The following is a 7,152-nucleotide window of genomic DNA, read 5'->3' on the forward strand; positions in this document are numbered from 1 at the left end:
CGATTAATTAGAAACGTTTCCAATAAATACGAATCTTTCCAGAGGGCAAGGTAAAAAGGACTTTTGATACAAAATCAAATATCAGCGTAGGAAGTCCTACATGCGATATTCGGATAAAGACCTATAGACGTTTTTTTAATTCCGCTATCTTTGGATCATCCGGAGAAAGAACGGATGCCTCATCCAATAACTTCTTGGCTCGAAAAGAATTGCCAAGTAACCTATAAATATCCGACAGGTTGATCAAATTTTTCAGATGATTCGGAGAACGTACTCTTAACTTCTCTCCGAGTTCCGCTGCAGATTTTAAGTATTCAGAGTCTTTTTTTAGAGTATAAGCCTTCTTCCAAAGGATAGAAGAATAGAATAGGATCTCTGTTTCAGAAGGATCCCAGGCCAGGGATTTCTCCGCCCATTCCGCTGCTTTTTTGAATTCGGATATTTTATCGTACCATTTGGATAGAAGTTTGGCTATTTGAGGAAAGTAACGTTCTCCTACTGTGCCTGACTTTTTTAAACCTTCTTCCAGGATACGTATAGCGTCTTTTGTGTTTCCTTTTTGGAAAGCAGACTCAGCTTCCGTAATGGATTTTTTGTCTTCCATGTAAGGATTTCTGGAAGGATTATAAGAAATAGATAATATACTCAAATCGTCTGAAAGTTTTCCTCTACTGATTAGGGATCTGCGGATCGTTTTTAATTCGCCGCCACTTTCTTCCACAGAGGCAAGGAAGATTGTTTCATCCTCGTTCATGACCCTTTTGCCAGAAAAGTCCTCTTCTAATACTAAATCATCCCTTCCGTCTGATCCGCAGAAAATTGTATCTCCTGGAAGCATACGGAATGTTTGGACCTGGATCTTGGTGCCGAACATTTCAGAAATCCCTAATTTACGAATATTGGATTCTGCTCCTAGAAACATTGCTTTGCCATCTCTATATAGGACAGGCCAAGGATGTTCTGCATTAATATAATACATTGCTCCTGTAGAATGTTCTACAATTCCTAAAACTGCAGAGATCAACATAAATCCGTCGAATGTCTCGAATACGTTTTGTAGATCTATGAATGCTTCTTTAAGCCAACGTTCTGGAGATTTGGATTGGATCTCAGGAGAAAGTCTAGTTCGGCTAATAATTGAATTGAATACGGAACCTAAAACCAAGGCACCACCTGCACCTTGGATGGATTTTCCCATCGCGTCTCCGTTGATAAACGCGGTATAGTCTCTATCTTGGATCTTTATTATATAAGCGCTTAAAAAATCCCCGCCAAGTTCGTAGTCTTTATCTTTGAAGGAGAATTTTTTGTACTGATCCAGTAGGAATTCCACTTTTACAGCGGAATTTTCGGAATTATCCAATTTGATAAGCGGAGAAAGAAGAAGTGCCGTTAAGAAATAATCTCCATCCTGCTTTTCTTTCAAAGCCTGGATCTGTTGCATTTTTTCGGAAATTTCTCTATTACTTTCCTGGATCTTAAATCTACTTACAAAACTGACAAATCTATATCTTTCCAAAATTACTGAGAATACTAGGGTGAGAAGGAATGCAATCCCCAAATTCTGCATAGAGTATGCTGCCTGAGGAGTACTTAAGTTTGGCGAATAGATCAAAGCGGAAACGATAAAAGCAATCGCAGACAGAATTAGGAAAACATAATATGACTTCTTAGGAAGAGGGACGAATACGATTGTGATAAGTGCGATCTGAAGGCCAGATACGTAATTTGGATCATCTGCAATTCTACCAGTAAAAAAGGAGGTGCAAAGTAGTAGATAGGCGATGAAAGCATACGCCATTTCTAAACTGTATCTGCGAGTAGGTATCTTGAACAAAGTGTCCAATAGAAGAAAAATTAAACTAAGAATGCCTACTAAGGAGAATCCGATCCGGAAATAAAAGAGTTCAGGAAATTCAGGATGTAATTTTTGGTCCGTTCCGAAAGCGAAACCCAACCATACAAATATAGCGAGCACTGCACCCGGATATTGGATGCTACGAGTTTGTCTTTTTAGATCTTCGATATATTCTTTTTCATATACATCTCTATCCGGGTCCTTTTTAAAAAAACCTAGAATTGAATTCCATTTGTTTTGAAAACTACCTGCCCGGGAGGAAGTGTATGACATTTATTGAATCGAACTCCGTTCGGTTCAAGTCCCTAAAATAAGTGGGAAATAAGAACCGGGTCTAAACAAAAATTATCATCTACTGATTTGGAGTAAAGAACTTGTGTAATTTCTAATGTCTTGACCGACCGAGTTCTCAAATCCAAGCTGTGAATCTATGGCCAAAACGAAAGACGCTAAAACTTCTTCTTTTCCGATTTCTTCCCAGGTTTTCGATACCTTAGTGATAGGTGGAGGGATTACTGGTGCCACTACTTTGTGGGATGCCACCTTACGCGGGTTAAAGGCTATTTTGGTTGAGAAAAATGATTTTGCTTCCGGAACCACTCAGGCTACCTCCAAATTAATTCACGGTGGTTTAAGATATTTAAAAAATGCAGAGTTTGGGTTGGTGAGAGAATCTTTAAGAGAAAGAAGGATTCTTGCAAAGATCAGTCCTCATGCACTCAAAACATTAGGCTTTATTATTCCAGTATATTCTAATTCTGAAAAGTGGATCACCAATATCGGTCTTGGAATGTATGATTATTTTTCATACGATAGAAATAAAAATATCAGTTCTGATTCCTGGATCCCTAAATATAGATTTTTATCACCAGAAGAAGTAGTAATGGAAGCACCTAGTCTACCAAGGAACGGACTCAAAGGTGGATTTTTATATTACGATTACCAAAACACGAACCCTGAAAGACATACATGTGAGTTCATCTTCTCCGCCGAAAAAAAAGGAGGAACAGCTCTCAATTATACTGAACTAGTTGCTATTTCTCAACAAGGAGAAGTTTACCAAGCAATCTTAAAAGATAAAAGAAGTGGCAAAACTTATCCAATCTTTGCGAGAACTGTAGTGAATGCTGCAGGTCCTTGGGCGGATTTTGTAGAATCTTTGGCTGGAGTTGGAATGGACAAGGTGCTCGTCCGATCCAAAGGAATTCATATTGTAACTAGAGCATTGACTGTTTCTAAGGCAATTGTTTTAAAGAAAAGGGATAAGACTCATATGTTTGTGCTTCCTTGGAGAGGTAAAACAATCGTAGGAACAACTGATACAGTATTCTCTGATTCTCCTGATAAATTTAAGGTCACTAAGTCAGACATCCAAGGTCTATTAGAGGAAATTAATTATGCATTTGGATATTCTGATCTGACTGAATCAGATGTGGATTTTTATTATGGAGGAATGAGACCTCTTGTAGAAGATCCAGGTGAAAAATCTGACACTTACAATGCTTCTCGCAAAACTGAAATTTTAGATCATAAAGAAAAAGGACTTCCTGGATTTTATACTGCACTTGGTGGAAAATATACAACCAGTAGACATTTAGCGGAGAAGATCACAGACAAACTCTGCGAGTATCTGCCAGGAAAATTTTTGCCTTGTGAAACGGATCAGATACCACTTTCTTCCGGAGAATTTTCGGACCATTCTTCTTTAGTCAAAGGGCTTACTAAAAAATATCCAAAACTTTCCGGAGAATATCTGGAAACCTTAGGTGCTCGATACGGAAGTTTAGCTTATGAAGTCCTAAAATACCAGAAAGCAAACGACGAATCTATCACCTTAAATAATGGAGAAGAGTTTAATACTGCAGAGATCCGTTATATTGCTTCCGAAGAAAAAATTGAAAAAGGAACAGACTTCTTCTTCCGTAGATCCGGAGTAGGGGTGCCTGGTGCTCCTTCTTCTGAATCTCTGCATAGAATTGTAGAAGAATTAGGAAAAACCCTGGGCTGGAACCCTTCTCGTAAAAAGGCAGAAAGTTCGGAGATACTCTCTCGTTACCATTTTTGACTTTTAATCTAGTTTCAATCTGGTATCTCTAACTAAGTACCATGGATTTAGAAACTGCTTACTTAGTTTTTGGAATCGCTTTCGGCTGGATCTGGTCTTTAGGGATCTTACTTTCTCCCGCATCTTTGGGAGAAAGGACCAGAGCCTCCCTGATCATGTTTTGTTCTTCTTTCTGGCTTGTAGGAGCTGCAACATTCCTTTCAGGACTTGTCAAAACCTATCCAATCTTGTATGCGATCCATATTCCTTTTGCATTGGGAATCGCTCCTATTCTGTATATCCATTTTCAGATAACTTTGCTTGGACTGGAACTTTCTAAAAAAGAGACCCTTCTGCACTTTTTACCAATTCTGCTTTCTGTAATTTTACTCTTACCATTTTGGTTAGGCGGAGAAGAATTTAGGATCCGCACATTACAAGAGATCTCGCAAGGAAGACCATATTCAAGTATACTAGTGTTTTTGCAGATCACTCCTAAAATTTCGATCCTTTCTTATTTTCTACCTTTGCTTTGGATGTACAGAAGTTACTTATTCCGTTCAGAACAAGATGAAAATGAAGAAAGAGCCAGAAGAATGTTTCTTATCTTCATTTGTTTAGTCTGTTTTGTGATCTTCTGGGGACTCACTGGTTCAATTTTAAGAAGAATTGAATTCGTAAAAGAAAGTATCTTCAGTCTTCCAGTTTTGTTGGTAATCGGATTTTTACTTTCTCAAAGAGAACCAAATTGGCTTGGCTTTGTAGGAAAAAGTTTAAGAGAAGTGCGTTATAAGAAATCCAGACTGAAAGGAATGGATGAATCCAAGATCAAAGATCGATTAGAAGCATTGATGAGAAGAGAGAAAGTTTATGCAGACGAGGATCTTACTCTTTCTCAACTCGCAGAAGAATTGGGACTGACCAATCATCAACTTTCAGAATTTTTAAACCAACGTCTATCTATGAAATTTTCAGATTATATCAATTCATGGAGGGTAGAAGAAGCCAAAGTTCTGCTCTTAGAAGATACGGATCGTTCTATTTTAGCAATCTCAGAATCAGTTGGATTCAATTCAAAATCTGCATTTAATGAAGCATTTAAAAAATTTGCAGATTCTACACCTAGCGAATTCAGAAAAACCGCGGTCTTATACAAGGCTTCGTTAAAATTTTAAAATTCGCACGTCCTGAGTTATACGCCAGGACGACAAACATCCTAATGAGCCCTATACTTTCCTCCATCCTAGGAGGTGGCATGAAAACTCTTGCCGATTTATATCAATCGTCCAAAAATAAATATGGGGAAAGACCTGCGTTTCTAACTAAAAATTCCTCAGGAGAATTTGATTCTGTAAACTATTCTGAATTGTATGAGTTAGGATTACAGCTCGGGACTGCACTTATAGAATTAGAATTTCCGTATAAGGGGCATGCTGCCGTTCTTGCAGATAACCGTTTGGAATGGATTATTACTGATTATGCCATTGTGATGGCGGGTGGTGCTGATGTTCCGAGAGGGACAGATGTTACCGATTCAGATTTGAATCATATTCTTCCTCATAGCGGTGCAACGATCGTATTTGCAGAGAATGATTCAGTATTAAAAAAACTCTACCAAAACCAAAGTGCTATTCAGAATGTACATACAATTATCCTAATAGATAAGAATGCAAAGGGAACTGAAAAAGAACTCAGATTTTGGGATTTGATACAAAGAGGGAAAGAATTAAGAGATAAAGGCAACCGTGAGATGGAGAAGAGGATATCCCAAATCCAGGAGGAGGATCTTTTTACACTCATCTATACAGCTGGAACAACCGGTCGTCCTAAAGGAGTTCCTTTAACTCATAAAAATATAATGTCTCAGATCAATCGTATTCCTATCAAACTGGATGCGGGAGAAAGAATACTTTCTATTCTTCCCGTATGGCATAGTTTTGAAAGAATGTTTGAAATGGTATGTATCCATTTTGGAGCTGGAACATATTATTCTTCTGTGAGAACACTGAAGGAAGATCTTAAAAAAGTTAAACCAACTTTCATGGCTTCTGCACCTAGACTTTGGGAAAGTGTTTACCAAGGAATTTATGCTACTGTAGCTAAGTCTTCTAGTCTAAAACAAAGTCTGTTTCATGCGGCACTATTTTTCGCTTCCAATATTCAATCTGCAAAACGCTGGATTGGCTTTAGGGAATTGGATCTTAGTGGAAGAAGTGCAATAGTTTCTTCTTTTGTCGGAATAGTCAAAGTTCTACAATATATTTTGAATATTCTTCCTGCGACACTACTGGATCTGATCGTTCTTAAAAAGATCCGCCAGGCTACCGGTGGAAAATTGAAAGGAACTGTTTCAGGTGGAGGAACTCTTCCTATCCACGTAGATAAATTTTTTAACGCGATAGGCATCCAAGTTTTAGAAGGATATGGTCTTACTGAAACTTCTCCTGTAATTTCTGTTCGTATTTTGGATCAAGCAGTGATGGGAACTGTAGGTCCTTTGTATAAGGAAACTTCTCTCAGAGTTGTAGATCCTAATACTTCTAAAATTCTTTGGACTACTGAAGAAGGTGGACCTAAAGGATATGCTATTAAGGGAGAGATCCACGTAAAAGGTGACCAGGTCATGTCAGGATATTATCATGACGAGGAGAATACTCGTAAAGTGATGCAGGGGGATTGGTTCAACACTGGAGACCTGGGAATGATGACTTATAATGATTGTTTGAAAATTGTAGGTAGAACAAAAGAAACAATCGTTCTATTGGGTGGGGAGAATGTGGAACCCGTCCCAATAGAAAATATTTTAAGCCAGTCTGAATTCATACTACAATGTATGGTGATTGGTCAGGATCAAAAATATCTTTCTGCTTTGATTGTTCCAAATCCAGAATTCTTTCCGAATTACAAACCGGGATTAGGTTTCAGTTCAGCGGAAGAAGAAGCAAAATGTGCAGTCAAGATCCAAGCAGTGATCAAAAATGCAATCTCTTCAACGAATGGATTTAAATCGTTTGAAAGGGTAGTGGACTTTCGATTATTACCTAAACCATTCGAAACTGGAGATGAACTTACTGCGAAACTTTCAGTGAAACGCCATGTAGTGACTGATAAATATTCAGGACTGATCAGAGATATTTATTCAGGCAAAAAAGAAGAAGTTCTGAGATAGGCTACTGAATGTTGGAATTCCAACAAAAGTCTTTCTCTGAAAAATTGATTGTGGAAATTAGAATTATATGATATAGGGACG

The 7,152-nt window shown here is 38.0% G+C and carries 4 protein-coding genes; 3 read left to right on the forward strand and 1 reads right to left on the reverse strand.

Annotation, left to right across the window (positions count from 1 at the left end; all coding sequences use genetic code 11):
- Window positions 1–121: 121 nt before the first annotated feature.
- The gene (locus tag CH362_RS07600; protein WP_100709742.1) at window positions 122–2,131 is read right to left on the reverse strand and encodes a SpoIIE family protein phosphatase; all 2,010 of its coding nucleotides are present in this window, start codon (window positions 2,129–2,131) and stop codon (window positions 122–124) included.
- Window positions 2,132–2,288: 157 nt separating this feature from the next.
- Here CH362_RS07600 and CH362_RS07605 point away from each other — a divergent pair, with 157 nt between their 5' ends.
- From CH362_RS07605 to CH362_RS07615, 3 genes are all read left to right on the forward strand, one after another.
- Complete coding sequence (locus tag CH362_RS07605; protein ID WP_100709743.1) at window positions 2,289–3,923, forward strand: glycerol-3-phosphate dehydrogenase/oxidase; 1,635 nt, start codon at window positions 2,289–2,291, stop codon at window positions 3,921–3,923.
- A gap of 41 nt (window positions 3,924–3,964) precedes the next feature.
- The gene (locus tag CH362_RS07610) at window positions 3,965–5,077 is read left to right on the forward strand and encodes a helix-turn-helix domain-containing protein (protein ID WP_100709744.1); all 1,113 of its coding nucleotides are present in this window, start codon (window positions 3,965–3,967) and stop codon (window positions 5,075–5,077) included.
- An 80-nt stretch (window positions 5,078–5,157) separates the two neighbouring features.
- A complete protein-coding gene (locus tag CH362_RS07615; RefSeq protein WP_100709779.1) occupies window positions 5,158–7,071 on the forward strand; it encodes an AMP-dependent synthetase/ligase in 1,914 nt (637 codons plus the stop codon).
- The last annotated feature ends 81 nt before the right edge of the window (window positions 7,072–7,152 follow it).

The organism is Leptospira saintgironsiae, assembly GCF_002811765.1.
Classification (GTDB): Bacteria; Spirochaetota; Leptospiria; order Leptospirales; family Leptospiraceae; genus Leptospira_B; species Leptospira_B saintgironsiae.